24 protein-coding genes, 1 tRNA gene and 1 pseudogene are annotated in these 24,799 nt (G+C 53.2%); 16 read left to right on the top strand and 10 right to left on the bottom strand.

The genetic code is table 11. The features are described 5' to 3' along the window. Window positions 1-80 precede the first annotated feature (80 nt). Entirely contained in the window at window positions 81-1,301 is a 1,221-nt protein-coding gene (locus PMI41_RS00825; RefSeq protein ID WP_008120775.1) for an MFS transporter, read from the top strand. Window positions 1,302-1,311: 10 nt separating this feature from the next. Here the strand turns inward: PMI41_RS00825 and mbfA are convergent, their stop codons facing one another. Then, window positions 1,312-2,295 carry an iron exporter MbfA gene (mbfA, locus tag PMI41_RS00820; protein WP_008120772.1) on the bottom strand — a complete coding sequence of 328 codons (984 nt, stop codon included), beginning with the start codon at window positions 2,293-2,295 and terminating at the stop codon, window positions 1,312-1,314. 250 nt (window positions 2,296-2,545) lie between these two features. Between mbfA and PMI41_RS00815 the strand changes: the two genes are divergently transcribed. Then, on the top strand, window positions 2,546-3,166 hold the full coding sequence (locus PMI41_RS00815; protein ID WP_008120771.1) for a LysE family translocator: 621 nt from the start codon (window positions 2,546-2,548) through the stop codon (window positions 3,164-3,166). A 139-nt stretch (window positions 3,167-3,305) separates the two neighbouring features. Then, complete coding sequence (gene cysK / locus PMI41_RS00810; RefSeq protein ID WP_008120769.1) at window positions 3,306-4,280, top strand: cysteine synthase A; 975 nt, start codon at window positions 3,306-3,308, stop codon at window positions 4,278-4,280. A 45-nt stretch (window positions 4,281-4,325) separates the two neighbouring features. Here the strand turns inward: cysK and PMI41_RS00805 are convergent, their stop codons facing one another. Both PMI41_RS00805 and PMI41_RS24510 read right to left on the bottom strand, forming a co-directional pair. Then, a complete protein-coding gene (locus PMI41_RS00805) occupies window positions 4,326-4,613 on the bottom strand; it encodes a HigA family addiction module antitoxin (RefSeq protein WP_008120767.1) in 288 nt (95 codons plus the stop codon). Window positions 4,614-4,624: 11 nt separating this feature from the next. Next, a pseudogene (locus PMI41_RS24510) lies at window positions 4,625-4,902 on the bottom strand (type II toxin-antitoxin system RelE/ParE family toxin). A 301-nt stretch (window positions 4,903-5,203) separates the two neighbouring features. On the opposite strand from PMI41_RS24510, the gene rplM reads away from it, so the two are divergent. From rplM to PMI41_RS00780, 5 genes are all read left to right on the top strand, one after another. Beyond that, a complete protein-coding gene (gene rplM / locus PMI41_RS00800) occupies window positions 5,204-5,668 on the top strand; it encodes a 50S ribosomal protein L13 (protein ID WP_008120765.1) in 465 nt (154 codons plus the stop codon). A gap of 2 nt (window positions 5,669-5,670) precedes the next feature. After that, on the top strand, window positions 5,671-6,147 hold the full coding sequence (gene rpsI, locus PMI41_RS00795; protein ID WP_008120762.1) for a 30S ribosomal protein S9: 477 nt from the start codon (window positions 5,671-5,673) through the stop codon (window positions 6,145-6,147). A 264-nt stretch (window positions 6,148-6,411) separates the two neighbouring features. Continuing rightward, window positions 6,412-7,365: an agmatinase gene (speB, locus tag PMI41_RS00790; RefSeq protein ID WP_008120760.1), complete on the top strand. Its 954-nt coding sequence runs from the start codon at window positions 6,412-6,414 to the stop codon at window positions 7,363-7,365. 218 nt (window positions 7,366-7,583) lie between these two features. Then, complete coding sequence (gene argC, locus PMI41_RS00785) at window positions 7,584-8,519, top strand: N-acetyl-gamma-glutamyl-phosphate reductase (RefSeq protein ID WP_008120758.1); 936 nt, start codon at window positions 7,584-7,586, stop codon at window positions 8,517-8,519. Beyond that, the gene (locus PMI41_RS00780; RefSeq protein WP_008120756.1) at window positions 8,512-9,366 is read left to right on the top strand and encodes an aminoglycoside phosphotransferase family protein; all 855 of its coding nucleotides are present in this window, start codon (window positions 8,512-8,514) and stop codon (window positions 9,364-9,366) included. The genes argC and PMI41_RS00780 overlap by 8 nt, the downstream gene beginning before the upstream one ends. Here PMI41_RS00780 and arsK read toward each other — a convergent pair. Continuing rightward, a complete protein-coding gene (gene arsK / locus PMI41_RS00775; protein WP_008120754.1) occupies window positions 9,358-10,572 on the bottom strand; it encodes an arsenite efflux MFS transporter ArsK in 1,215 nt (404 codons plus the stop codon). The genes PMI41_RS00780 and arsK overlap by 9 nt on opposite strands. A gap of 65 nt (window positions 10,573-10,637) precedes the next feature. Then, window positions 10,638-11,735: a COX15/CtaA family protein gene (locus PMI41_RS00770; protein ID WP_008120751.1), complete on the bottom strand. Its 1,098-nt coding sequence runs from the start codon at window positions 11,733-11,735 to the stop codon at window positions 10,638-10,640. 165 nt (window positions 11,736-11,900) lie between these two features. Between PMI41_RS00770 and PMI41_RS00765 the strand changes: the two genes are divergently transcribed. Further along, window positions 11,901-12,116, top strand: coding sequence for a DUF2842 domain-containing protein (locus PMI41_RS00765; protein WP_008120749.1), 216 nt, complete (start codon window positions 11,901-11,903; stop codon window positions 12,114-12,116). 56 nt (window positions 12,117-12,172) lie between these two features. Here the strand turns inward: PMI41_RS00765 and PMI41_RS00760 are convergent, their stop codons facing one another. Then, the gene (locus PMI41_RS00760; RefSeq protein ID WP_040853407.1) at window positions 12,173-13,225 is read right to left on the bottom strand and encodes a polysaccharide deacetylase family protein; all 1,053 of its coding nucleotides are present in this window, start codon (window positions 13,223-13,225) and stop codon (window positions 12,173-12,175) included. Between the two features lie 121 nt (window positions 13,226-13,346). Between PMI41_RS00760 and PMI41_RS00755 the strand changes: the two genes are divergently transcribed. After that, window positions 13,347-14,477 (top strand): GNAT family N-acetyltransferase, encoded by a 1,131-nt coding sequence (locus PMI41_RS00755; RefSeq protein WP_008120745.1) that lies wholly within the window; start codon window positions 13,347-13,349, stop codon window positions 14,475-14,477. A gap of 4 nt (window positions 14,478-14,481) precedes the next feature. Here PMI41_RS00755 and PMI41_RS00750 read toward each other — a convergent pair whose 3' ends face one another. Beyond that, a complete protein-coding gene (locus tag PMI41_RS00750) occupies window positions 14,482-16,683 on the bottom strand; it encodes a Wzz/FepE/Etk N-terminal domain-containing protein (protein ID WP_008120743.1) in 2,202 nt (733 codons plus the stop codon). A gap of 243 nt (window positions 16,684-16,926) precedes the next feature. On the opposite strand from PMI41_RS00750, the gene PMI41_RS00745 reads away from it, so the two are divergent. The 5 genes from PMI41_RS00745 (at window position 16,927) to PMI41_RS00725 (ending at window position 21,900) form a co-directional block, all read left to right on the top strand. Next, on the top strand, window positions 16,927-17,448 hold the full coding sequence (locus PMI41_RS00745) for a polysaccharide biosynthesis/export family protein (RefSeq protein ID WP_052025808.1): 522 nt from the start codon (window positions 16,927-16,929) through the stop codon (window positions 17,446-17,448). Window positions 17,449-17,457: 9 nt separating this feature from the next. Beyond that, entirely contained in the window at window positions 17,458-18,594 is a 1,137-nt protein-coding gene (locus PMI41_RS00740; protein ID WP_008120739.1) for a glycosyltransferase, read from the top strand. Between the two features lie 45 nt (window positions 18,595-18,639). Beyond that, window positions 18,640-20,175, top strand: coding sequence for an undecaprenyl-phosphate glucose phosphotransferase (locus PMI41_RS00735; protein WP_008120737.1), 1,536 nt, complete (start codon window positions 18,640-18,642; stop codon window positions 20,173-20,175). Beyond that, window positions 20,172-21,419: an O-antigen ligase family protein gene (locus PMI41_RS00730; RefSeq protein ID WP_008120734.1), complete on the top strand. Its 1,248-nt coding sequence runs from the start codon at window positions 20,172-20,174 to the stop codon at window positions 21,417-21,419. The genes PMI41_RS00735 and PMI41_RS00730 overlap by 4 nt, the downstream gene beginning before the upstream one ends. 244 nt (window positions 21,420-21,663) lie before the next feature. After that, window positions 21,664-21,900, top strand: a complete 237-nt coding sequence (locus PMI41_RS00725) for a hypothetical protein (protein ID WP_008120733.1) — start codon at window positions 21,664-21,666, stop codon at window positions 21,898-21,900. A 7-nt stretch (window positions 21,901-21,907) separates the two neighbouring features. Here PMI41_RS00725 and PMI41_RS00720 read toward each other — a convergent pair whose 3' ends face one another. The 3 genes from PMI41_RS00720 to PMI41_RS00710 form a co-directional block, all read right to left on the bottom strand. Then, entirely contained in the window at window positions 21,908-22,297 is a 390-nt protein-coding gene (locus PMI41_RS00720; protein ID WP_008120730.1) for a hypothetical protein, read from the bottom strand. A 111-nt stretch (window positions 22,298-22,408) separates the two neighbouring features. Beyond that, the gene (locus PMI41_RS00715; protein ID WP_008120728.1) at window positions 22,409-23,137 is read right to left on the bottom strand and encodes a pentapeptide repeat-containing protein; all 729 of its coding nucleotides are present in this window, start codon (window positions 23,135-23,137) and stop codon (window positions 22,409-22,411) included. 160 nt (window positions 23,138-23,297) lie between these two features. Further along, a tRNA-Pro gene (locus tag PMI41_RS00710) sits at window positions 23,298-23,374 on the bottom strand. 348 nt (window positions 23,375-23,722) lie between these two features. Here PMI41_RS00710 and PMI41_RS00705 point away from each other — a divergent pair. Next, window positions 23,723-24,799: calcium-binding protein (locus PMI41_RS00705; protein ID WP_008120726.1), on the top strand; the 1,077-nt coding region annotated here is incomplete at its 3' end.

Below are 24,799 nucleotides of genomic sequence, written 5' to 3'. Positions count from 1 at the left end.
ACAGTTATTGCCTGAAGATTTTATAGCCCTGTTAAGTCGAGCCAAAGCCACTTCCCTTATGTTCTGAAAGGAACACGATCGTGCAGCCTGCTACCACACTCGCCGGTCGGTCCATTGTTGCGCTTGCAGCGCTTAATTTCTTTCTTGCCGATGCCCGCGATGGGCTCGGACCATTTCTTGATGGATTTTTGGCTACGCATGGTTGGTCACCGCTGACCCTTGGCTTGATTGCAACGCTTGGCGGAATTCTCGGAATGGTTGCAACGCCATTATTCGGAGCGCTTGTCGATGGCTCGTCCTACAAGCGAACATTGATCGCAGTGCCTGTCGTACTGGTTACCGCTGCGGCGCTTTGGACACTCAACAGCCCGGGAAATGCCAGCGTGTTCGGCGGCCAGGCAGTTACTGCCATCGTTGGCGCAGTCATCGGTCCGGCGTTGATGGGCCTGACGCTTGGACTTGTCGGCGAAACGCTGTTTCCGCAGCAGGTTGCCCGCAATGAATTCTGGAACCACGCCGGTAATGTCGTTTCCTTGGCCGCTGTTTATGCCGCAACTACGTTTTTCGGCCTGTCCGGTGTGATCGGACTGATGATCATAACAGCGCTGGCAACATTGGTAGCCGTATACGCGATTGATCCAGCGAAAATAGACCATCGTGTTGCACGTGGATTGGCGCATGATGACGGTGCGCCTGGACCATCCGGCTATTCGGTGCTCATCAGCACTCCGGGCCTTATTCTGCTGGCTGTTATCCTGATGGTATTTCACTTTGGCAATGCCCCGATCAGTCGCCTTATCGCTCAGGATTTCTCCATTCAACTCGGAACACCTTTCCGCACAACCGCTATCACCACTGGCGTCTCACAGGTGGCGATGATTGTGATGGCCGTGGCTGCACCGTGGCTGATCAAACGCTTCGGGCTTGCTACGGTTTTCATTATTGCTCTTGCTGCGCTGCCGGTTCGCGGGCTGATCGCCGGGAGTTTCACTGATTTCTGGGTGATTTTTCCAGTTCAGATACTTGATGGAGTTGGTGCCGGGCTGATCGGCATTGCGACGCCGATTGCGGCAGAACGCATATTGTCGGGCTCAGGCAGGTTCAATGTAGGTTTGGCCGCCGTCATGACGATGCAAGGCATAGGCGCTTCCACCAGCAATATTGTAGCGGGCTGGCTGACCACAAAGGGCGGCTATTCCCTGGCTTATATCTTCCATGGAGGCGTAGCCCTGTTGGCATTGGGGCTATTCATCGTGTGGCGGCGCAACATTGCCCCGCCGCAGCCGTCAGTTGCACATTAGTGCATGTTGATCAGGCATTGCCGATCAATATGCCCGTGGCAAGTACCAGTCCGCCCCCAAGCACAACCTGTATGGCAGCACGGAAGAACGGCGTTTCCATATATTTGTGCTGGATAAACGCGATCGCCCAAAGCTCGACGAAAACCACCAGCGCCGCAATTGTCGTTGCTGTCCAGAAGTTCGTGATCAGGTAAGGCAGCGCATGACCAAGACCGCCAATTGTCGTCATCAAACCATTGGCCAGACCACGCTTGAGTGGCGAACCACGACCGGACAGCTTTCCGTCATCATGGGCAGCTTCGGTAAAGCCCATGGAAATACCTGCACCAAGCGATGCGGACAGGCCAACGAGAAATGTCTGCCATGTGTCCTGTGTCGCAAAAGCCGCGGCGAAAATAGGCGCAAGCGTCGAGACGGACCCGTCCATGAGGCCAGCCAGACCGGGCTGAATATAGGTCAACAGAAACTGGCGCCGCTCTGTCTGCTTTTCATCCTGCTGCACGCTGTCAGGTGTATGATGCTCGCCCAGACGATGTGCCAGCGATTCATGCACTTTTTCAGCAATAGCCAGATCACCCAACAGCTTGCGGGTTGATGCATCGCTTACGAGTTTTACCGCCTCAGTGTAGAACCGATAGGCCTGCTCCTCCATTTTTTCAGCCATCTCCCGCACCCTGTCGATGCCAAGCGGGCGAACCAGCCAATCGGGCTTACGCTCGATATAACCGCGCACATGCTCACGCCGGATCAGAGGAATGCGGCTGCCGAAGCGCTCGACATGCAAATCGATCAATGCCTGGCGATGGCTGTTTTCCTCCTCCGCCATATCTTCAAAAACCTTGGCGCTTTGCGGAAAATCATCCCGCAGACCATCCGCATAAGCGAGATAGATGCGCGCATCATCCTCTTCCGAGGAGATGGCAAGGGCGAGAATTTGCTGTTCCGAAAGAGAGGAAAGGTCGTGACGGCGGTGACCGAAGAAACGGCTGAGCATGATGATATCCTAAATTAGAATAATTCTAAACTAGAGAGTTTGATAGGATTTTTCAAGGTGAGAAAGTTGGATAGCTGCATTGAAATAGTGCGTGGTTTGCCCTGCTATTACCGACGACCTTTCATTCTGAACTTATTAAATCTCAAACGATCAATAAAATTGATAATCACTGTTGAAATCAGCCGATAGACAGGGTGCATGCGTGAGAGTATCTTCCGCCGCGTTCATCAACATCATCAGAGTCAGTATCATGACACTCGCCGGTTTTATTGCCTACTCGGGCGCACTTGCTATCGCCGCAGCCATCCCCGGCCCGGGTGTTACCGCCCTTGTCGCCCGTGCACTTGGCTCTGGTTTTCGCTCGTCGCTGTTCATGTCCATCGGGCTGGTGCTCGGCGATCTGACCTATCTGACCGCTGTGGTGCTGGGTCTTGCAGTCGTGGCACAGACTTTCGGCACGCTGTTCCTGATCATCAAATGGGCTGGCGTTGCTTATCTGAGCTATCTGGCCTGGAAGCTTTGGACCACAGGTATTTCGACCGAGAAGATTCAGGCAAAGAAGAGCCGCGGCGGCAATTTTTCGGCAGTTCTGGCAGGATTGACGCTGACCTTGGGCAATCCGAAAACCATGCTCTTTTATATCGCCCTGACGCCTACCCTCGTCGATCTTCATTCGATCACATTGGCTGATTATTCCATTCTGGCCATTATTACGGTTATCGTGCTCATGATTGTGCTGGTGCCTTATCTGGCGCTGGCTGCCAAGGCGCGCGGACTTCTGGCTTCGCCACGTGCACTAAAGCGTCTGAACCGCACTGCCGCGGCCTTCATGGCGGGCGCGGCGCTGGCGATTGCTGGCCGCGCAGGCTGACAAGGATTTTTATTCTTCTGACTATGGATTATTAGTTTAATTTTCCAACAGCATGCTCGTTTGTGTATATGCCCGACTATGAATTTTCAGCCCGGGACCATAAGATCGCCCGAACCATATTTAAATCGGGAGACTATTCATGAGCAACGACGCGACACACAAACCGGGCCGTGGCCGTATCTACAACTCCATTGTCGATACGATCGGTGACACGCCTCTGGTACGTCTCGACAAGTTTGCCAAGGAAAACGGTGTCGTTGCCAACCTTCTCGGCAAGCTCGAATTTTTCAACCCGATCGCAAGCGTCAAGGATCGTATCGGCGTAGCGCTTATCCAGTCACTGGAAGATCAGGGCAAGGCCGTTCCCGGCAAGACAGTGTTTGTGGAGCCCACTTCCGGCAATACAGGTATTGCGCTTGCCTTTGCCGCTGCTGCGAAGGGCTATCGCCTGATACTTACCATGCCAGAAACCATGTCTGTCGAGCGACGCAAAATGCTTAAGCTGCTCGGAGCAGAACTGGTTTTGACGGAAGGTGCCAAGGGCATGAAAGGCGCGATTGCCAAGGCAAACGAGCTGGTTGAAACCACGCCGGGCGCAATCATTCCGGGCCAGTTTGACAATCCGGCCAACCCTGAAATCCATCGCAAGACAACAGCTGAGGAAATCTGGAACGATACGGATGGTACCGTCGACATCCTGATTTCCGGTATTGGCACCGGCGGCACGATTACCGGCGTTGGCCAGGTGCTGAAGCAGCGCAAGCCCGGCGTGCAGATCATCGCCGTTGAGCCAAAGGATTCGCCTGTTCTGTCTGGTGGCAATCCCGGGCCGCACAAGATTCAAGGCATCGGTGCCGGTTTTGCGCCGAGCGTGCTCGATACACATATTTATGATGAGGTCATACAGGTCTCCAACGAGGATTCCTTCGCCAATGCCCGTCTGGTCGCCCGTGTTGAAGGCGTGCCTGTCGGCATCTCCTCCGGCGCGGCGCTGACCGCAGCAATTGAAGTTGGCAAACGCCCTGAGAACAAGGGCAAGAACATTGTCATCATCATCCCCTCCTTCGCCGAACGCTACCTGTCAACGGTGCTGTTCGAAGGACTGGATGGCTGATCTGTCAGGAAAGTAATGCCCCTCCGGGGGCGTTACTTGCTCATACTATGGAAGATTAGCAAAACGCTCGATTGGTGGCTGATGGCGGTGTTCCGCCTGCCACAGATCATAGTCCGCCTGTACACCAAGCCAGACCTTTGCCCTGCCTATGCCCGCACGTTCCAACCTTACCGCGAGATCAGGACTGACAGGCGCGTGACCGTGCATGATACGCGATAATGTTTCCCTTGCGAAACCAAGACGCCGAGCCAATTCGGTTGCCGTTATAGCAAGAGCCGGTAAAACATCTTCCAGAAGCGTCTGACCGGGATGTGGTGGATTGAACTGTCCCATGCAGTAATTCCTCAGTGATAATCCAGATAATCAACCAGCTCGATATCATTCCCGGCGAAGCGAAATATCACCCGCCAATTTCCGGTAACCGAGATGGACCAGAAACCATCAAACGAACCATGCAGTGATGTAGTCGCCAACCCGGAATATTAAGGTCATCAGGCATTGAAGCACGGTCGAGAAAGGCCAGAATGCACGCCAGCCGCTTTGAGTGTGCAGCGTTTATGCCTCGAAGGGAGCCCGTTACAAAAAACTCCCTCAGACCCTTATGACGAAAACTTCTGATCATGCCTCAGCGTGATGCAATAGATCACATAAAGCAACCAACGCTGGGCTGCAAGCATCGATTAAACGTGCAGGTGAGTGTGGTAATATAATACCTTTACCACAAACCATTGAATTCGCTTATCTATTTATCAATAAGTCAGAAATTTACAACTTGACGCCCTGCACTGCAGTCTTTATTGAGACCCATGACTGCGGTGGGGTTTCCCGCCGTTTTTCATTGTTGTGCGAATTTCAATGATCCGCGCAACCCAAGCAACAAGAAAAGCCTTCTTTTATGAAGGATGATCTCAAGGACAACACAAATGGCTACCTTCACACAGAAGCCGGCAGATGTGACGAAAAAGTGGATCCTGATTGACGCCGAAGGTCTCGTCGTCGGCCGTCTCGCCACCATCGTCGCAAACATCCTGCGCGGCAAGCACAAAGCTACCTTCACCCCGCATGTTGACGATGGCGACAATGTCATCATCATCAATGCCGAAAAGGTTGCCCTTACAGGCAAGAAGCTTTCCGACAAGATTTATTACTGGCACACCGGCCATCCAGGCGGCATCAAGGAACGTACTGCTGGTCAGTTGCTTTCCGGCCGTTTTCCTGAGCGCGTCGTTGAAAAGGCAGTTGAGCGCATGGTTCCACGCGGACCGCTCGGCCGTCGCCAGATGAAGAACCTGCGCGTTTATGCCGGTTCAAACCATCCACATGAAGCGCAGGCACCTGAAGTCCTCGACGTTGGCGCGCTGAATTCCAAGAACAAAAGGAGCGCATAATAATGGCTGAGCTCAACTCGCTCGCAGAACTCGGTTCCGCTGCTGCATCAACGCAGGCTGCTGCACCAGTTCATGTCCAGAAGCTCGATGCCAAGGGCCGTGCATACGCAACCGGCAAGCGTAAAGATGCGGTTGCCCGCGTCTGGATCAAGCCAGGTTCCGGCAAGATCGTTGTCAACGACAAGGAATATGGCGCTTATTTCGCCCGTCCGGTTCTGCAGATGATCCTGCAGCAGCCAATCGTTGCTGCTAACCGCGCTGGCCAGTACGACATCATCGCTACCGTTGCCGGTGGTGGTTTGTCCGGTCAGGCCGGTGCAGTTCGTCACGGCATCTCCAAGGCCCTCACCTATTTCGAACCTGCACTGCGCGGCGTTCTGAAAAAGGGCGGCTTCCTTACACGCGATAGCCGCGTTGTTGAACGTAAGAAGTACGGCAAGGCGAAAGCCCGTCGCTCGTTCCAGTTCTCGAAGCGCTAATATCGCTTTATACGGACAGAACAAAAAAGCGGGCCTTCGGGTCCGCTTTTTTGTTGCGCTAAGATTTGCTTGAGATAGCTTCGCCGCTGTGCGTGGTTCGACAAGCTCACCACGAGGAAGGTGGTGTTCTTCATTGGAGGACAACTTCCTGAGAAATTGCAAGATCGCCAGTTATTGCGTCCCTGCAAAGCACCACCTTCCTCATGGTGAGCTTGTCGAACCACGCGCAACCGAGATGCCAGAACTCCCGGAGTTATTAAGCCAATGCCATCGAAATCCATCGATCATGCCTTTACAGCACGCACTTTGACCAGCGCGGCAACCGACCCCACCCATGCAGGCGCGCTGTCCTTCATGCGCAGACGCTATACCAAGAACCTCAACGGCGCAGAGGTTGTGGTCTGGGGAATCCCTTTCGATTCGGCTGTCTCGAACCGGCCCGGTGCGCGGTTCGGCCCGCAAGCAATTCGCCGTGCTTCAGCAATCTTCGACAATGACCCGCAATATCCATTCCAGCGCGATCTCTTTGAAGATTTGGCCGTGATCGACTATGGCGATTGCCTGCTTGATTATGGCAACCACCAGAAGACACCTGCAGCAATTGAGCGGGAAGCAGCAAAGATCGTCAAATCAGGCGCATTCCTGCTGTCGCTTGGTGGCGATCACTTTGTCACCTGGCCTATCCTGAAGGCCCACGCCGCCAAGCATGGTCCGGTTGCACTGGTGCAGTTCGATGCGCATCAGGATACATGGTATGATGATGGCAAACGCATTGACCACGGCTCTTTTGTTGGCCGGGCAGCCCGCGATGGCGTCATTGATCCTGCTCATTCCATTCAGGTTGGTATTCGTACCCATGCGCCTGATGATTGCGGCCTGAAGATTGTCTATGGCTATGAGGTCGAAGAGCTTTCCGCAGCGGAAATTGCAAAACAGATTATTGCACGCACAGCGGGTAAGCCAGTCTACCTGACCTTCGACATTGACTGCCTCGACCCGGCATATGCGCCAGGCACAGGAACGCCTGTCGCAGGTGGCCCATCCTCGGCAAAAATCCTCTCGGTTCTGCGGCACCTGACAGAACTCAACATTATCGGCGCCGATGTGGTGGAAGTCGCACCCGCTTACGACCATGCAGATGTGACGGCAATCGCAGGTGCCACAATAGCGATGTATTATTTGGGTATATTGGCCGAGCAGAAGGCTACGCGACGATAAAGGTTGGCATGACCATAGTGCGTGGTTCGACGGGGCTCACCATGAGGAAAACAAATTGACTGCAGGGAGTCACTTTCGTCAATGTTCACTAATTGCGATCAATCCACATTCCTCATAGTGAGCCCCGTCGAACCACGCACAACAATCCTGCCAACCTTTCATATTGAATCCGCTTCCTCCGCCAACTATTTGAATTCAAAGCTTCCAAAGGCATTTCCATGAAACCGAAAATCTTTATCGACGGCGAACACGGCACGACAGGACTGCAAATCCGCACGCGACTGGCAGGTCGCGACGATTTGGAGGTTATATCCATTCCGGAGGCCGAACGGCGAAATAAGGATCTGCGCGAGGAGTTCCTCAAAGCTGCTGATGTCGCAATACTGTGCCTGCCCGATGAAGCCTCGAAAGAGGCTGTGACGATCCTCGAAGGAACGAATTCCACGAAGATCATCGACACGGCAACGGCTCACCGCGTTCATCCGGACTGGGCTTACGGCTTTGCCGAGCTTGATGCTGCGCAGCGTAAGAAGATTGCGGAAGCACGACTTGTCGCCAATCCTGGCTGTTATCCAACAGGGGCGATCTCGCTGATCCGCCCGTTGCGTGACGCAGGCATATTACCGGGCGATTATCCCATCTCGGTCAACGCGGTCTCCGGTTATACGGGCGGCGGCAAGCAGATGATCGCTCAGATGGAAAACCCGGAAGCGCCGGACCACATCGCAGCCAATCATTTCCTTTATGCCATGCCGCTCAAGCACAAGCATGTTGCTGAACTTCAGGTCCATGGCCATCTCGACCGCAAGCCGATCTTCAGCCCGAGCGTTGGCCGCTTTGCCCAAGGTATGATCGTGCAGGTGCCCATCTATACGGGTGATCTGAATGGCAATCCTTCACTGGCAGATATTCATGCGGCTTTGGCAGCGCATTATAACGGTCAGGAGATTGTGCAGGTGGTACCGCTTGAGGAAAGCGCTGCACTGCCCCGCCTCGATCCCGAAGAATTACGCGATTCCGATATCATGAAGCTTTATGTATTCGGCACAGAAGGCGCAGGACAGATCAATCTGGTCGCCCTGCTCGATAATCTTGGCAAAGGCGCCTCCGGCGCAGCAGTTCAAAATCTCAATCTCATGTTGGGTCATGGTTGATACACTTCTTCAAAGCCTCCCACCGGAATGGCACCTATCTGAGCCGGAACTGTTCACTGAAACCCATACCAGCCGCATCATCATGGTGCGGTTGGAGGATGGGCAACTGGCCGTGGTCAAACAACTCAATGCCAACGGCATGGAGAACGAGCTGCGCGGCACACACTATCTCGATTGGCATGATGGCCATGGTTGCGTGCGCGTCCTCAAGCAACAGGACAACAACCTGCTGCTGGAATATGGCGGGTCACGCACTCTGCTCGATCATCTGAACGAACATGGCGATGAATCAGCAACCCTGATCTTCACCGATGTGTTCCTGCAGTTGCAGCAAACTTTTAACAGCAAAAAGCCGATTACCCCGGATTTCGTGCCATTGCGCAAGCAATTTTCCAGCCTGTTCAAGAAGGCAGAGAAAGACCGCAAGGCCGGAGCGCAGAGCATATTTGTTGAAGTCGCGGGCATCGCCGACAGGCTGCTGAACAATCAACGCGATATTCGACCGCTGCATGGCGATATACATCACGAGAACATTCTGTTTGGCAAACGCGGCTGGCTGGTTATCGACCCGCAGGCGCTGCTGGGTGATCCGGCTTACGATGCCGCCAATATGTTTTATAATCCGGTGGAGCGAACTGATCTTCGTACCGATCCAAAACGTGTTGCCGCCATGGCAGAAATTTTCGAGCGTGTTTTCAATCGCGATCGCAAGGACTATCTGGAATTCGGCATTTCGCACGCCTGCCTTTCCGCTTCGTGGCACGAAGAGGATGAAGATGAGGAAGAGCGCGATCGCAGTCTTGCCGTGGCAATTGCCATACGCGGAGTGCTGGCATCATTAGCTTGAACGTTTGACCAATCTTGCTACCGTGATGAATGTCATGACACCGAGCACGCCCACGGCAGCAACGGTGACAAGGGCTGTCGTCGGCCCGAAATGTTCAAGCAGAAACGCGAGAACAAAAGGCGCGACTGAGGACACTATCAGCCGGGATGATGTGATCTTGCCGAGGATTTCGCCATAACTCTGATGACCGAACAGCGCCAATGGGAGTGTTCCGAGCACAATGCTGTTCAACCCGGAGCCCATGCCAAACAGAATGGCGAACAATATCGCTCCGACGATCAACGGGATCGACGAAGGCAATAACAGCATCATAAAGGCTAACGGTAGCATCGCCGTGGAGATGATCGCGATGTTCAAAGCCGAAAATCGCCCGCCGAGAAGCATATTGATGAGGCGGCTGGCAAATTGTGCAGGTCCGAACATTGTTCCCACAAATACGGCGGAAGCGCCAAGGCCGACGGCACCAAGCACGGGCACGAAATGCACCAGCATTGATGAGAGCGCGAAACTCGCCAGAGAAAAGCCCGTTGCAAGAAGGATCATCGCAGTTTTCCTGCTGTCCTGACGTAACGATCCGCTGCTTTCCGGCTTAAGCTCCTGTGGCGCAGTATCGACCGTAATCACCGGTGAGCGACGCGTCATCTGTGACAACCAGAAATGGATCGGGAGGCACAGGATGATTTGCAGCAATGCGTAAGACAGGAAGATTTCCCGCCATGTGAAAGCGGTTAAAAGCGTGGTTACCAATGGCCAGAAAAGAGTGGAAGAAAACCCGCCCATAAGTGTCAAATAGGTTATGCGGCGCGGGGCAAGCTGTGGATCGACCTGTACCAGCACGGCAAAGGCGGTGTTGTATAGTATGAAAGGGGTCGCGAGGCCCGTTGTGATCAAAGCAGTCGCGAACATCCACCAGCTGGTCGACAATGCGCAGAACACGAGTGACAGAGCAGCGGCAAGCGAGCCAAACGTCATGACACGCCCTGCCCCAAACCTGTCTGCCCAGCGACCTGACCATGGCGAGATGATGCCGCCAATCAACAATGTTCCGGAGAAAGCGGCAAAGAGCCACTCGCGCGTCTGGCCGAACTCCTGCCCTATGACTGGAGCCATGATACTGAAGCTGTAAAACAGCGTGCCATAACCGATGATCTGCGTAATACCGAGGCCAACTACCGTAGCCAGCGACCGCCTGGCGCTGATGATCATGGTTTCAGGTCCCGGTATTTATTGTGTGTTCGACACGACTAAACTGAGTCTGTTTCCAAGAACAGTCAGCGTCCCGATACAATCTCCGTTTGCAGCGGATAAGCGCCTTTTGCTGCACGCCAATGTGCGACAGCAAAGCCGAGCAGCACTATCGCAAAAAACTGATGCAGCAATCCAAGGCCAATCGGCACCTGCATAAGCAATGTCGTGATACCGATGGCTGCTTGAGCAGCCACGAGCAAGGCAAGGAAGATTGCACGGCGCGCATGAGTTGTGTCCGGCGCGGCACGCGCGGTGGATATTGCGTGCCAGATAGCCATGGCAAAAACAAAATAAGCAAAGAAGCGATGGACGAATTGCACTGTCTTCGGGTTCTCGAAGAAATTGTGCCAGATTGGCTGGATCGGGAACATATCGCCCGGAATAACGGAGCCGTCCATCAGTGGCCAGGTGTTATAGGACAGGCCAGCGTCGAGACCTGCGACCAGTGCGCCGAGATAAATCTGGATAAACACCAGAACCACCAGCCATCCGGCAAAACGCTGTGTCGGGCGATCCGCCGGCTTGTCCGTATAGGTTGCCAGTCCTCTTCCGACATACATGACAGCGGCAAAAATGATGCAGGCCAGCGTCAGATGCGTAGCAAGGCGGTATTGACTGACATCGACGCGGACAGACAATCCAGATGCGACCATCCACCAGCCTACCGCACCCTGCAGACCGCCAAGCGCGAGAATCCCAATCATTGACCAACGCAGACGGCGCTCAAGGCGGCCGGTGAGCCAGAAGAAGGCAAGCGGCAGCGCGACAAGAAAACCGACGCCGCGCGCAAGGAAGCGATGCGACCATTCCCACCAGAATATTTGCTTGAACTCAAAAAGGCTCATGCCCTTGTTCAATTGCTGGTATTGCGGAATCTGCCTGTACTTGTCGAATTCTTCCATCCACTGATCATATCCGATAGGTGGAATAATGCCGTGGATCGGCTTCCATTCAGTGATCGACAGCCCCGAACCTGTCATGCGCGTGGCACCACCCACAAAGACAATGGTCGCCAGTACGATCAGCACGAGATATAGCCAGATACGGATATAGTGGCGGTTTCTCGCTTCGCGATCCTGCACCGAGACGAGCACGTCTTCGGATGTGATATGGGCGGCCATGCAAAACACTCCTGTAGCGCGTCGGATAGGTGAAGCATCTGGGCAGCGATGACAAGCACTGTTCGCGCGACACGCAGTCGCGTTTACCAGACATGCGGGGCTTTTTTACTTTTCGCGGGGAGATTTTACAGATAGATCAGGCACAACGCTAAATTGGAAAGCATTATGCCCGTAAGGCTGAAGAAACTCATCGGAACATTCTTGCTCGTCGTGCTGGTCTGCGTCTACGCAATCGTCGCTACGATCTTCGCCGTGGCGCTGCTTGGCGATGCCAGCCCATGGATACATCTGCTTTATTTCTTTGGGACAGGTATCCTATGGGTAGTACCCGCAATGTTCATTATCAGCTGGATGGAAAAGGCGCCCAAAAACAAGGCTTGAACTTTCAAGCTTCTGATTCAGCTGTCTGGCTTATGCGATTGTTATTCAATGAAATATCAGGCCTGCACAACCCGCCTGCCCGCATTTGCGATAGGGGTTGTTGCGCCGCTCATCATGGTTTTTGCGTAGACCAATTCCTGAAAACGGCCATTGATCGAAATACGCGGCAATATGTGCATATGCGCTCTGTGTTCCGCATGAATAGTACCGTGGCGGGTCGTCACTGCCGAGGCGAACCCTTCCTGTGCAGCCAAAATTGCTTCGCGTTCGCCAGCAGCCTTGGCGGAGCCATAGGGATAGGCAAAATGCACAGGACGCTTGCCGAGTTTCTCCTCCAGCATATCGGCAGACTGCCGCATCTCGAATGACACCATTTCGGCGGTCAACCGCTTGAGATTGTAATGATGAATGGTATGGGCACCAATTGTGCACAGCGGATCACTGGCGATCTGGCGCAGCTCTTTCCAGCTCATCACATCGCGATCAGCGGGCACTCCACAGATCAAGCCATGAGTTTCGCATAATTGCTGCAAGACAGGTATTTGCTGAAGTTCGGTCAATGTCTCGGTGAAGTAACGCATGAGCGCGTAGAATGTAGCGCGTTTCTGAAACATGGTGACGCAGCGCCACTCCTGCCCGTTGGGCGCCTTGATGAAGTCTGCCTTTGCAACCAGCAATTCCAGCACTTCCCACCATAGAACCGCTGCGCCATCCACAAGTCCGGGAGTCGTATAAATCGTGAAAGGTGCACGGTGTTTCTGAAACACCGGATAGGCGTGATGAAGATTATCGCTATATCCATCATCAAGCGTGACTGCGGCGAAGCGTTTTCCGCCCTGCGATCCGGACTTGATGCGGGCAACGGCATCATCCATGGATACAAGCTCGATATCTTCTGATTTGAGCGAAACCAGTATCTTGTCGAGGAAAGCCGGCGAAATGGAAAGCGATCGATTTACGCCGAGCGGACTTGTGCAATCTGGCCGGACCCTATGCAGCATGATGATTGACCCGAGGCCGCCAAGGCGTGCACGGGCGCGCGATGCAAAGCCGCTATGCCAAGCGAGCCTCATCACGGCCTTGCGTATTAAATCGGCCGCGTGGACCATTCCTTCACCAATTTTACTTATGTAGAAGCAACCGGGTAGTTATTGCTCAAATAAACACGACTGAATGCTAATAACAGATTGATCACCTTCGTCGTAAATTGTCTTTTCATGGAACGCAAGAATGAACAATCGGCAGCTTGAAGCAAAAATATCCGTCGATTGCCGCGATATTCAATCCGCCTGGGAAAAATTTGGCACGGATTTCACGTCAGGCGCCTCGCAAACGGCTCGCTGGTTTGCGTTTTGGCAATCAATGGTCAATCGCGATTGTATTGTTGCGGCGCTATATTCCGGCGAGCGTCCAGTCTTCATTCTACCGTTGGAAGTCGAACAAACGGGACCACTTCGCATTGCAATCTTTGCTGGCGGACCGCACGCGAACTGCAATTTTCCTGCGGTTGCAACAGGTCAGAGCATATCGCCAGAAGAGCTTCGCTTGCTGTTTGATACTCTGCATGCCAAGCGCCCCGACGTTGATCTGGTATCATTGACCCGCCAGATGAGCGAAATGGACGGCGTTGCCAATCCTCTCATGCAGTTTCCCAGCAGAGTGAATGCCAATGTGAGCCTCGGTATTACGCTTGAAGGCAATTTCGAGACAGTTCTGGCCAGAAGCAACTCGAAGCGCAAAAAGAAAAAGCACCGGCACAATATGCGTAAGTTCGAAGATGCCGGCGGTTTTGAGGTGGTTACGGCCACCAGCCCCGAAGAGACGACCGCCATGCTCGATAATTATTTCGAGTGCAAAGCCACGCGGCTGGCAAAGGCGGGTATCAAGAACACCTATGATCCCGACGGGGTAAAGGACTTTTTCAAAAAGCTTTTTGCGGAGGAAGTGCTGAATGCTTCACCCCGCTTCCAATTGAAAGCGCTAAAGGTTGCCGGACAATATCGCGCTGTCCTTGGAAAATCCTATGCGGCAAGTCAGACCTTCATTGATTTCGTCGGCATCACTGAAGACGATCTGGTCAGCGCAAGTCCGGGCGAGTTTCTGTTCTTCGAGGATATCGCCGCAAGCAGCGAGACTGATCTGGAAGTTTACAGTTTCGGCATCGGAGACGAGCCTTACAAGCGTAGCTGGTCTGATATCGAGCTGCCAACCTACGATACCGATATAAGCCTCACGGCGAAAGGCAGGGTTTTTCAGGCTTGGTTGCGCGTCCGCCGCAAGCTTGTGCGCATGATCAAAAAGAACGAGCTTGTCTGGTCGAAGGTGAAAAAGCTTCGATCAATGCTGCGCGGCGCGCGTTAGAGTTTCAGGCGCGGCGCACAAGCCTACCTTCGTCCAGCCGCAACTCATCCGGCTGGAAGGGCGAAAGCAGATTAGGTTCAAGAATGCGTGCGTCGTAAACCGCTTTGGCTGTGCCAACCACATCCGGGTCGTCAGGATTGATGACACCAAGAATGAGTTCCGTGCCGTCCACCATCAGGTGTTTCAATTCCGTAACAGTCGCCGGGCCGCTATCGACCACGACCAGATCATAGGCAGATTGCAGCGCTGTCAGGATCATTGGAAGGCGGCCTGCGGATTGCATCGCTTTAACCGGATCATGATTGCCCAGTGGAATGATTTCAGCCTGCGAATAGTGATCGAGATGGATAACTTCGCTGAAATGCTTTTCGGAAACGAGCAGATTGGTAATTCCCGGCAAGTTTCCATCATCAAGCATTGCTCGCCCGATTTCAGATGAGCCAGTCATGTCAACGAGAATGACACGCACACCCCTGTCGGCAAGTTCGCGGACCAGCAGGACCGTCAATGCAGATGCTTCATCGCCCTCCGGAGCAACGACGACTGCCCTCGCCGCTCCACTGGCCATGAGGCGATCTGCAACATTGTCGATAGCTGTGTGATGAGCTGCAACGGCCTGTGGAGGTTCGGGCAGCATAACAGCGGGGACCACATCTACAGGCTCAGACTCAGGCTCGGGTTCGGGATGAGGGTCAGGCTCTTTTTCGATTGGAGGAGCAGCAGCAAGTGGCGCGGGCTCTTCGATAATCGTCGGCATGGGCGCTGGCTGAACAACAGCAGGTGCCGGGGATTCGTAAGTTTCAGCAACAGGACGCAGTGCCCGGCCGCTGAACAGGGCATGCAGAAGCGTACCGATGCTCAGGATGAGCAATGACGCAACAAAGGCCGCCAGCGTCATGGGAACCTTTTTTGGGAAGTAAGGCTCTATGGGACGGTCCGCCCGGGAAAAGATGCGGGCATCGGCAGGCATATAACCCCTGTCTGTACGGGACGAAGCTTCGCGATAGCGGGTCAGATAGGATTCCAGCAGCTGGCGCTGCGCCGTGGCCTCGCGCTCCAGCGCCCGCAACTCCACTTCTTCCTCACCGGCGCGCGAAGATTGCGCCTTGAGCTGGTTAAGCGAGCGGTTCAGTTCCGTTTCACGCAGACGTGCAGTTTCCGCCTCGTTTTCAAGGCTGGCGAGCACCTTACGCGCTTCAAGTCTTATCTGGCCGTTCAGATCAGCCAATTGCGAACGCAATGCCTTGATCCTCGGATGTCCGCTAAGCAATGAGGCGGAAAGATCGGCAATATCATTGTTGAGCTGGACCTGACGTTCGCGTAGCCGCTGAATCAATGGCGAGGCAATGACATCAGGCAGGGTTTCCGCCTGCGCTCCACTTTGCAGGGCAGCGCGTACGCTGGAAGCCCGCGCCTCGCTTGCTGCCCTGTTGGCACGAACCCGCGACAACTCACTGGAAAGCTCGGAAAGCTGCTGGGTCGCCAGCACGGCATTGTTCTGACCGATCAGGAGATCGGAAGAGCTGCGATAGGCCGCAACCTTGGCTTCGGCATCCTTGACCCTCTTGCTAAGGTCGGCGATCTCCGGCTGCAACCAGCCCGTGGCATCTGTATTGATCTCCGACTTCGCCGCCTGCTGCATGGCCATATATTCATCGGCGATGGCATTGGCGACGGAAGCAGACAGGGCTGCATCCTTGGATGAGAACTGCACGACAATAACACGGGATTCCTGGACGCTGTAAATCAGCAGCCTGTCACGCAGTGCCTGCAGAATATAGTCTGTGCGGGTTTCTTCGCTGATATTGCGGCCAAGCCCCACCGCCCCCAGAAGTTTGGAGAGTGATGAAGGCTCGGCACTGGCGGCCAATTCCGCATTTTTTGCCAGATCCAGTTTCGTGATGACATTACGCAATACGTCTGATGAGCCGATCAATTCGACCTGACTCTTGATCGCCTCCTGATCCACCACCGGGCGATCATCGGTCTGCTGGTTTGACGGGCGGGTAAATACGGATTCACGGGCTTCTATAAGAATGCGGGTCTCTGCACGGTATTTGGGCGAGACCATCGACAGGGCAATGAATGCCAGAGCAGTGATAAGCAATGTACCAATGATAATACGCCGCCTGTTTTGCCAAAGACTGACAAACAGCGCACCCATATCAATGTCCACATCATTGCCAGCAGATTTGGCCTGAGCCATGCGATCACCCCACTCCATACGCCTTAATAGTAAAGACACATGGTAACCACCAAGTTAAAACACTAAAGGGCCCGACAAGACGGCAAAAAATAGCCAATACGTGCATGCCTACCAGACCGCTTTACCAGCCATTAACCCTAATGAATTGATAATGCCCCAGAGAATCGACAAGCTCGTTGCCAAGTTAGGGTCCGAACCGTGTTCAGCAAGCAGATATTTCTGGTATCCATCGGCGTTGTTTGCATGACGCTTGGCGGCTGCGCCAGTTACCGCCCCGCCCCAGCAGCTTTCAATGAGGCTATCAACAAGCCCTATATGCTGGATGCAGGTGATCGCATACGCCTGACCGTCTTCGAGCAAGAAGGTATAACCAATACGTACAGTGTCGATCAGGCTGGATATATTTCCATTCCATTGATCGGCAGTGTTCCTGCGCGTGGCAAGACCATCCAGCAAATCGAGGCGGCCGTAGCGGCCAAGCTGAAGCAGGGTTATCTGCGCGACCCGGATGTTGCGGTAGAAATTGACCGTTACCGGCCGGTCTTTATCATGGGTGAAGTGGGTGCCGCGGGACAATATTCTTATGTTCCCGGCATGACCGCGCAAAAGGCCATCGCCGCTGCCGGTGGATTTAGCGCCCGCGCAAATCAAAGCGATGTGGATATAACGCGGCAGTTCAACGGCGAAAGCCTCACCGGGCGCGTGACTATCTCCGATCAGGTATTGCCCGGCGATACGATCTACGTGCGCGAACGCTTTTTCTGATTTCCGGAAATGACGACCAACCGGTCACTTCGGATTGTGCACTGCTTCCGGGCTCCTGTAGGTGGAGTATTCCGGCATGTACGCGATCTCGTCTCCGCGCAGAATGCGGCGGGGCATCAGGTTGGCGTCATTTGTGATGCGACTGTTGGCAGTAAGCTGGAAGAGACATTGCTTGCTGAGCTTGGCAGCGGTTTGGCGCTCGGACTAGTGCGCATTCCCATGCAAAGACAAATTGGACCAAGCGATGCTGTAGCGGCATTGCGGACTTACAAGACGATCAAGAAATTGAAGCCTGATATCCTGCATGGGCATGGTGCCAAGGGTGGCACCTATGCAAGGGTTTTTGGCTCACTGTTACGGGTATCTGGTGTTAGCGTTGCCCGTTTTTATTCGCCGCATGGCGGCAGCCTTCACTACGACCCCACAAAGCTCTCCGGCAAAGTGATTTTCCGGATTGAGCGGTTGATGGAGCGAATGACAGATCGCCTCATATTCGTTTCGAAGTTCGAGCGCGACGCCTATGTGCGAAAGATTGGCGAACCGCGTTGTGCCAATACGCTGATCCACAATGGCCTTTCTGCGGAAGAATTCGAACCAGTAACTACAAGCGACACAGCGGCTGACTTTCTTTTCATTGGCGAACTGCGGGTCCTCAAAGGCACAGATATCTTTATTGATGCCTTGGCAAAGGCCAGCTCGTCCATGAGCAGGAGACTGACTGCTGTGATTGTTGGCGAAGGCAAGGACCGCGCAATATTTGCTGAGCAGGCCAAAGCGGTCGCGGCGCAGGTCGCCATGGAATTTCTGCCACCCATGAAGGCGCGTGAGGCGTTTCGTCTGGCCAGGGTTGTCGTCGTACCATCCCGCGCAGAAGCCCTGCCCTATATCGTTCTTGAAGCGCTGGCTGCGGGCAAACCTCTTATCGCCAGCCGCGTCGGTGGCATTCCTGAAATTCTTGGTGATCAGTCACTCGCGCTTGTCCGGCCCGATGCGACTGAACTTGCACAGAAAATGGCAATTGCGATTGGCGATATTCAGGCGTTTGAGGCATGCATGCCTGATAGAGATGATTTGAGAAAAAGCTTTAGCGTTGACAGTATGTCTGCCAAGCTCGAGGCGGAATATTTCGTCTCACTTCGTCGTTAAATATCAAGTCTTTCTTAGCGCATACATGCTACGTACAGTAGCATCATGAAAGATAACAACCAAAAACTCACCCGCGAGTCCGTTCGTAAATTGCCGCCAGACGCGGATCAATCCTCCGCGGCCACGAATACGCTCAGCCCGGTCGCCTACACTATTGCCTCGCAATATGCACAGGCCACCAATTCACCGGTGATGATCAGCGGCATCATGCGCATCATCGAGTTCATGATTGTCGCTGTTTCGGGCATTGCAGTTTACATCTATTATGTTGGCGCATCGCCCAGCCTTTTCCTGCATTATCTACTGGCGGTTCTGGCAACGGCAGTGGTGACTGTTTTCATGCTGGAACTGACTGACAGCTATCAGCTTGCTACAATGCGCGATCCTTTCAGCAAGTTCGGGCGCTTGATCCTCACCTGGTCTGGTGTCTTTGCGATCATGTCGCTTGCCGCGTTTTTCCTCAAAATATCCGAGGACTATTCACGCGTCTGGTTTGGCGTATGGTTTCTTTCCGGACTTGTATTGTTTGTTGCATTCAGGCTGGTCATGTCACGCCTTATCCGGCGGTGGGCACGCAACGGCAAGATGGAACGGCGTGCAGTTATCGTTGGTGGCGGCAAGCCTGCTGAAGATCTGATCCGTTCGATCGAACAACAGCCCTATAATGATATCCGCATTTGCGGTGTCTTTGACGATCGCGATGCCAAACGCTCGCCGCCCATCGTTGCCGGCTATCCCAAGCTCGGCAATATTTCCGAACTGATAGAGTTTGCCCGTATCGCCCATATCGACATGCTCATTGTGTGCCTGCCTATAACGGCTGAAGAACGCGTGCTTTCGCTTCTGAAGAAGCTCTGGGTGCTGCCTGTCGACATACGGCTGTCAGCTCACAACAACCATCTGCAGTTCCGCCCGCGCGCCTATTCCTATATCGGCTCCGTCGCCATGATCGACCTGTTCGACAAACCGATCAATGATTGGGATTCGGTTGCCAAGCGGGCATTCGACATCTTCTTCAGCCTCTTCGGTATTCTTGTTTTCAGCCCGTTCATGCTGGCAACCGCTATCGCCATCCGGCTGGAAAGCAAGGGGTCCGTGATTTTCAAGCAGCAGCGTCATGGTTTCAACAACGAGATCATCGAGGTTTGGAAATTCCGATCCATGTATACGGAAATGTGCGATCCTACAGCGCGCAACGCAGTTGTGAAGAATGACCCGCGTGTAACGCGCGTTGGCCGCATCATTCGCAAAACTTCCATTGACGAACTGCCTCAGTTCTTCAACTCGCTGATGGGTACATTGTCACTTGTCGGGCCCCGTCCCCACGCCATCGCAGCGCACTCCCATAACCTGCTCTACAATGATGTTGTAGACGGTTATTTCGCCCGGCACCGGGTCAAACCGGGCGTAACGGGATGGGCGCAGATCAATGGCTGGCGCGGTGAAATCGACACTGACGACAAGATCAAGATGCGAACGGAATTTGATCTTTACTACATTGAGAACTGGTCGCTCTGGCTCGATCTGAAAATCCTGTTTCTTACGCCAGTGCGGCTTTTGAACACGGACAACGCCTATTGAGCACTGTTACCCACCAGGCTTTGCCAAGCGGTATTGACCACGCTGCAAAGAACCGCGCGCTGATAAGGCTGGTTTCAAATTTCGCGGTGGGTTTCGGTGTGTTCCTCAGCGGCTTCGTTATCGACGAACCTGCACCATACGAGCTTTACATGGCGGGCCTGATTGCGATCTGGGCCCTCTTCGGGCTGAGGCTCTCACAGGTCAGCAGTTCGCTGCTTGCCATTCTGGTGATTTTCAACATTGGCGGCGTAATTTCGATGGGGCAGATGTCCGATCTGAAAACTGCTCCCATGTATCTCGCCGTATCATTGTTCCTCTCGCTGACAGCGGTATTTTTCGCGGCAATCATCAATAATGATTACCGTATTCTCAAAGTGATATTCGGCGGCTATCTGCTTGCCGCTGTCTGCACCTCAATGCTTGGCATTCTGGGTTATTTCAGTGCATTTCCCGGCGCAGAACTTTTTACCCGGTATGGGCGGGCGATGGGTGCGTTTCAGGATCCCAACGTCTTCGGCCCATTTCTCATGCTGCCCTTCGCATGGCTGATCCATGGAGTTTTGGCAGGTAATCTGCGTGCCCTGCCGGTGCGCCTGATACCGATCCTCATTTTGACGCTCGCGATCTTTCTCTCCTTCTCACGCGCTGCCTGGGGCATGGCGCTGCTTACTATTATCGGGCTGGCGATGCTGTTGTTCATTCGTAATCCGAGCCCGCTTTTTCGCCTGAGAATTATCATCATGGCGATTGTGGCGGTTGCGCTGGCGTTGATTGCAATCGTCATCGCATTGCAGATTCCAAGCGTGGCAGAGTTGTTCAATGCGCGGGCTCAGCTCGTACAGGATTATGACGATGCGCAATTTGGACGTTTCGCACGCCATTGGTACGGCTTGCTGCTATCCATCGATCACCCGCTCGGCATCGGGCCATTGGAGTTTGGCCCCATCTATGGCGAAGACACCCATAATATCTGGCTGAAGGCTTCGCTTGATTATGGCTGGATCGGATTTGCCAGTTATTTGACGCTGACGATGCTGACGCTTGGTCTGGGCCTGCGTTTCCTGTTTCGCGACAGACCCTGGCAACCTTATCTCCTTTGCGCCTATCTCGCCTATGTGACGCATGTTGTTGTAGGCAACGTGATCGACACCGACCACTGGCGCCACTTCTATTTGCTCATCGGGATAATTTGGGGCTGCTCAGCACTCGAAATAGGCAAAAAATACCAAGTAATGCGACAATAGCACTGACGTTACTTCAATGGGAAAACAGCGGATCATTTGCGCTTTTTATAATGCTCGTGTCGCTTTCCGGAATTGAATGGATCAACTCTAAATGATAATATTTCACCTGCAGATATATTTGCAGGAGCCGAACAACGACGAATATCAACATTGTATTCTTGAATAACTAAATCATTTTTCGCCAGACAGTTCGCATTTACGACGTGCAACATCCAGAACACGAAAAACAGGATGGAAGCCATAATTGACTTTTTTGAATGAAGGTAATCCGAACTACACAAAGTCCGATGGGGAACTGATGCAGCGGGCGCTGGACCTTGCCGCAGAACAACTTGGTATAGCCGAGGAGAACAGCGACGAGCGTAATTCGCTAATGCGCTTCGTTCGTGCGGCCTTTATCATCGGCAATCGCGATGTAAACGCCATTGCAAGTTTCACCGTGAATGCAATTCTCATCCGGCGGAAAAACTCGCATCACTAGAGCCTTTTCAATTTCCGATGCGGGCGGTTCCTGATGTGCCGTCATCGCGCAACCATGTAATGGTGCTGTCTCCTGTCTTGACTATGGTGAAGCAGAACTGGCGACCCTTATACCATGTGGGCCACTGCTGGCAGAGTCGGTTACCCTCGATCCACCACTTACCGATCTCTTTTGGTGCAAACATGCTTGCCGCCGATATTCCCGAAACATCGCCGGACACTTGGCCATTGGTTCGGTAACTCAAGGGCAACTCCCCGCCAAAGGGCGTGGACAAGAATACTTTTTCGCCGCTTATCAATTTCTTGATTTCAGCACCTGAAAGATCGTCCGCAACAGCTGGACAAATGGCATAAGCCGCCATTCCTAACGCAAGAATTCCCGCTAAACCATTCCTCAAAGCTGGACTCCAATCAGCAATCGAATCTCGATTTCTTCATTGGAATACGGCTGTGAGTGCCGATTGGTTCACCAAGGCAGTATTATTGGAAAATCAAAAGCCGAACCGCCCCTAGTCGGGCTGATCGGGTGGGCAAGGCCAATTGCCAGGTGTGGCAAGCCCGGCAGGCAGCTTCGTCGATTTATCACCGCATGCAAGATCAAGTTGCGCCTGCTGCAGACCCTTGGATGATGAGAGATCAAGCCCCTCTATGCGGGTGCGAAACATGAAGGCCTTGTCAAAATTGAGCACCCCTTCTGTCGTTGCACCTGCAAGATCGGCGCGGGACAGATTGGCCAGACTGAAATTGACTCCAGACAGGTTAGCCTGCTGAAAGTTTGCGCGCCCCAGTTCCGCCTTGGCCAGATTTGCCGATGACAGATCAGCGCCCTTGAAATTGGCTCGCTGCAGTTCCGAACTCGCAAATGTCGAATTGGCTGCGGACAGCTTGGAGAAATTGGAACGATAGGCTTCAATACGGTTGAAATTTGCTTTTGTAGCAGTCGCTTCGGCGAGCGATGAACGTGTCATGGTCGCTTTTTCGAAATTCGCAGATGTTACGTTGGCCGCACTCAGATCCGTTCCGGTAAAATCAGTTCCCGAAAGATTGGCCCCTTCGAGATTGCTTCCCGGAATAATGATGCTTCGCTTGTTGCACTCGCTCCAGTCAAGACCAGGTGCCGCCATGCTGCCGCACTGCGCCGCAGAGGCGCTGCCACCCGTTACCGCCAGAAGCGTCACCAGCACAATTGGCGCTGCAATACGGCGCACAGGCAACAGATCGGTAGCAAAACTACGCATTTCATTCACTCCCCATGACCTATCCAGCCAAGCAATACTATTTAGCTAGCGTTGCTCACCGCAGAATACCAGTGCAAACGGCAAAAAAGGCCGCGCAACGGAATGCCCGACCTTCATACAACATCAAAATGCGGTAAATAATTGTAATACTTACAGAAAATGGTCGGAGTGGCCGGATTCGAACCGACGACCCCTTGACCCCCAGTCAAGTGCGCTACCGGGCTGCGCTACACTCCGCCATTGCGCAAACCCGTAGAATACTGGGCTTTCTATAGCAATAGGCAAAATTGCAGAATTGGAACAAACTGCACATAAAAGCATTTTGACCAGCGTTGAGCCATTTAAGTCTCATGTAGAATCTCGCTAATGTTCTCAAGAAGTTTCGCACTGCACTCGATAATTTAAAGGCAAACCACGATCAAATGGACAAAATAATCGTTTGTAAGCCAAGTCTTTAGGGTGGGTGTTTGCGAACTTGGAGAATTATTATTGCCAGAAGGGTTCACTTGATTAAATTCAATATGATTTCAGATGAAATTTGTTGAGTTCGTAAGTTACCAGGGGAATTAAAACAGGAGGATTACGATGGCAAATCCAATTTATCTCACTGAAGGTGATGATAACTACTTCGGTAGCATTGAAAACGACGACATTAATGGCCGCGGTGGTAACGATACGATAAATGGCGGCGCGGGTAACGATCATATTTATGGAGGGGTTTTAAACAACGACACAGCCAGCGGTAACGACACTTTATATGGCGGTGATGGCGAGGATGATATCTATGGGGGAGACGGTGAAAACAGTCTGTATGGTGGAAATGGAAATGACTATCTCTACGGGGGAAATGGAGTCGATATCATTTATGGCGAGGACGATAATGATTATGCCTACGGCGGGGGCGGAGCAGATATAATTAGGGGCGGAGCCGGCGAGGATTATCTGTTTGGTGACGCTGGAAATGATTTTTTGTTCGGCGAGACGGGTGAGGATCACATGTACGGCGGTGATGGGGACGACACCTATTACGTCGATGATGTCGATGATTACATTGGGGAGTCTACCCTTGGCGCAGACCCCACTCCCACGACGGGCATCGATCAAGTTTATTCCTCTGTATCATTTGATCTGACGGAAGTTTTCGGGGACGTCGAACATCTCACTTTGACCGGTACTGCTGCGATCAATGCAACCGGCAATGGCTTGAACAACAATTTAATAGGCAACAGTGCTGCCAACACGCTGATTGGACAGGCAGGGAATGATGTCCTGAATGGTGGCGCCGGTGCTGACACAATGGATGGCGGCGGCGGCAATGATACTTTTTATGTAGATAATGCCGGGGACAAGGTTTTCGAACTGAACGGTGCCGGTACAGACCGAGTTTTCAGCTCTGTTTCATACTCTGTTGTAACGCAGTTCGTTGAGAACATTATCTTGACCGGATCGGGCAACACCAATGCAACCGGAAACTCACTGGCCAATAATCTGACAGGTAACGCCGGAAACAATCTTCTAAACGGTGTGGCTGGTGCCGATATCATGTCCGGCGGTGCGGGCAGCGACAGATACTATGTCGATAATGTCGGCGACAAGGTAATCGAGGGCAATGTTGCTGGCATCGATGTCGTTTCCAGTTCAGTATCTTTTGCCACTGGCGGG

Origin of the sequence: Phyllobacterium sp. YR531 (assembly GCF_000282595.1) — a bacterium.
In the GTDB taxonomy this organism is placed as follows: Bacteria; Pseudomonadota; Alphaproteobacteria; order Rhizobiales; family Rhizobiaceae; genus Phyllobacterium.
The sequence above is the reverse complement of the archived record's forward strand: the minus strand, read 5'-3'. Positions and strand labels throughout refer to the sequence as shown.

Excerpts from the sequence above, each read along its gene's own strand:
- mbfA (WP_008120772.1), bottom strand. The coding sequence starts at position 2,295 with ATGCTCAGCCGTTTCTTCGGTCACCGCCGTCACGACCTTTCCTCTCTT.
- PMI41_RS00815 (WP_008120771.1), top strand. The coding sequence starts at position 2,546 with ATGACACTCGCCGGTTTTATTGCCTACTCGGGCGCACTTGCTATCGCC.
- cysK (WP_008120769.1), top strand. The coding sequence starts at position 3,306 with ATGAGCAACGACGCGACACACAAACCGGGCCGTGGCCGTATCTACAAC.
- PMI41_RS00805 (WP_008120767.1), bottom strand. The coding sequence starts at position 4,613 with ATGGGACAGTTCAATCCACCACATCCCGGTCAGACGCTTCTGGAAGAT.
- rplM (WP_008120765.1), top strand. The coding sequence starts at position 5,204 with ATGGCTACCTTCACACAGAAGCCGGCAGATGTGACGAAAAAGTGGATC.
- rpsI (WP_008120762.1), top strand. The coding sequence starts at position 5,671 with ATGGCTGAGCTCAACTCGCTCGCAGAACTCGGTTCCGCTGCTGCATCA.
- speB (WP_008120760.1), top strand. The coding sequence starts at position 6,412 with ATGCCATCGAAATCCATCGATCATGCCTTTACAGCACGCACTTTGACC.
- argC (WP_008120758.1), top strand. The coding sequence starts at position 7,584 with ATGAAACCGAAAATCTTTATCGACGGCGAACACGGCACGACAGGACTG.
- PMI41_RS00780 (WP_008120756.1), top strand. The coding sequence starts at position 8,512 with ATGGTTGATACACTTCTTCAAAGCCTCCCACCGGAATGGCACCTATCT.
- arsK (WP_008120754.1), bottom strand. The coding sequence starts at position 10,572 with ATGATCATCAGCGCCAGGCGGTCGCTGGCTACGGTAGTTGGCCTCGGT.
- PMI41_RS00770 (WP_008120751.1), bottom strand. The coding sequence starts at position 11,735 with ATGGCCGCCCATATCACATCCGAAGACGTGCTCGTCTCGGTGCAGGAT.
- PMI41_RS00765 (WP_008120749.1), top strand. The coding sequence starts at position 11,901 with ATGCCCGTAAGGCTGAAGAAACTCATCGGAACATTCTTGCTCGTCGTG.
- PMI41_RS00760 (WP_040853407.1), bottom strand. The coding sequence starts at position 13,225 with ATGGTCCACGCGGCCGATTTAATACGCAAGGCCGTGATGAGGCTCGCT.
- PMI41_RS00755 (WP_008120745.1), top strand. The coding sequence starts at position 13,347 with ATGAACAATCGGCAGCTTGAAGCAAAAATATCCGTCGATTGCCGCGAT.
- PMI41_RS00750 (WP_008120743.1), bottom strand. The coding sequence starts at position 16,683 with ATGGCTCAGGCCAAATCTGCTGGCAATGATGTGGACATTGATATGGGT.
- PMI41_RS00745 (WP_052025808.1), top strand. The coding sequence starts at position 16,927 with ATGACGCTTGGCGGCTGCGCCAGTTACCGCCCCGCCCCAGCAGCTTTC.
- PMI41_RS00740 (WP_008120739.1), top strand. The coding sequence starts at position 17,458 with ATGACGACCAACCGGTCACTTCGGATTGTGCACTGCTTCCGGGCTCCT.
- PMI41_RS00735 (WP_008120737.1), top strand. The coding sequence starts at position 18,640 with ATGAAAGATAACAACCAAAAACTCACCCGCGAGTCCGTTCGTAAATTG.
- PMI41_RS00715 (WP_008120728.1), bottom strand. The coding sequence starts at position 23,137 with ATGCGTAGTTTTGCTACCGATCTGTTGCCTGTGCGCCGTATTGCAGCG.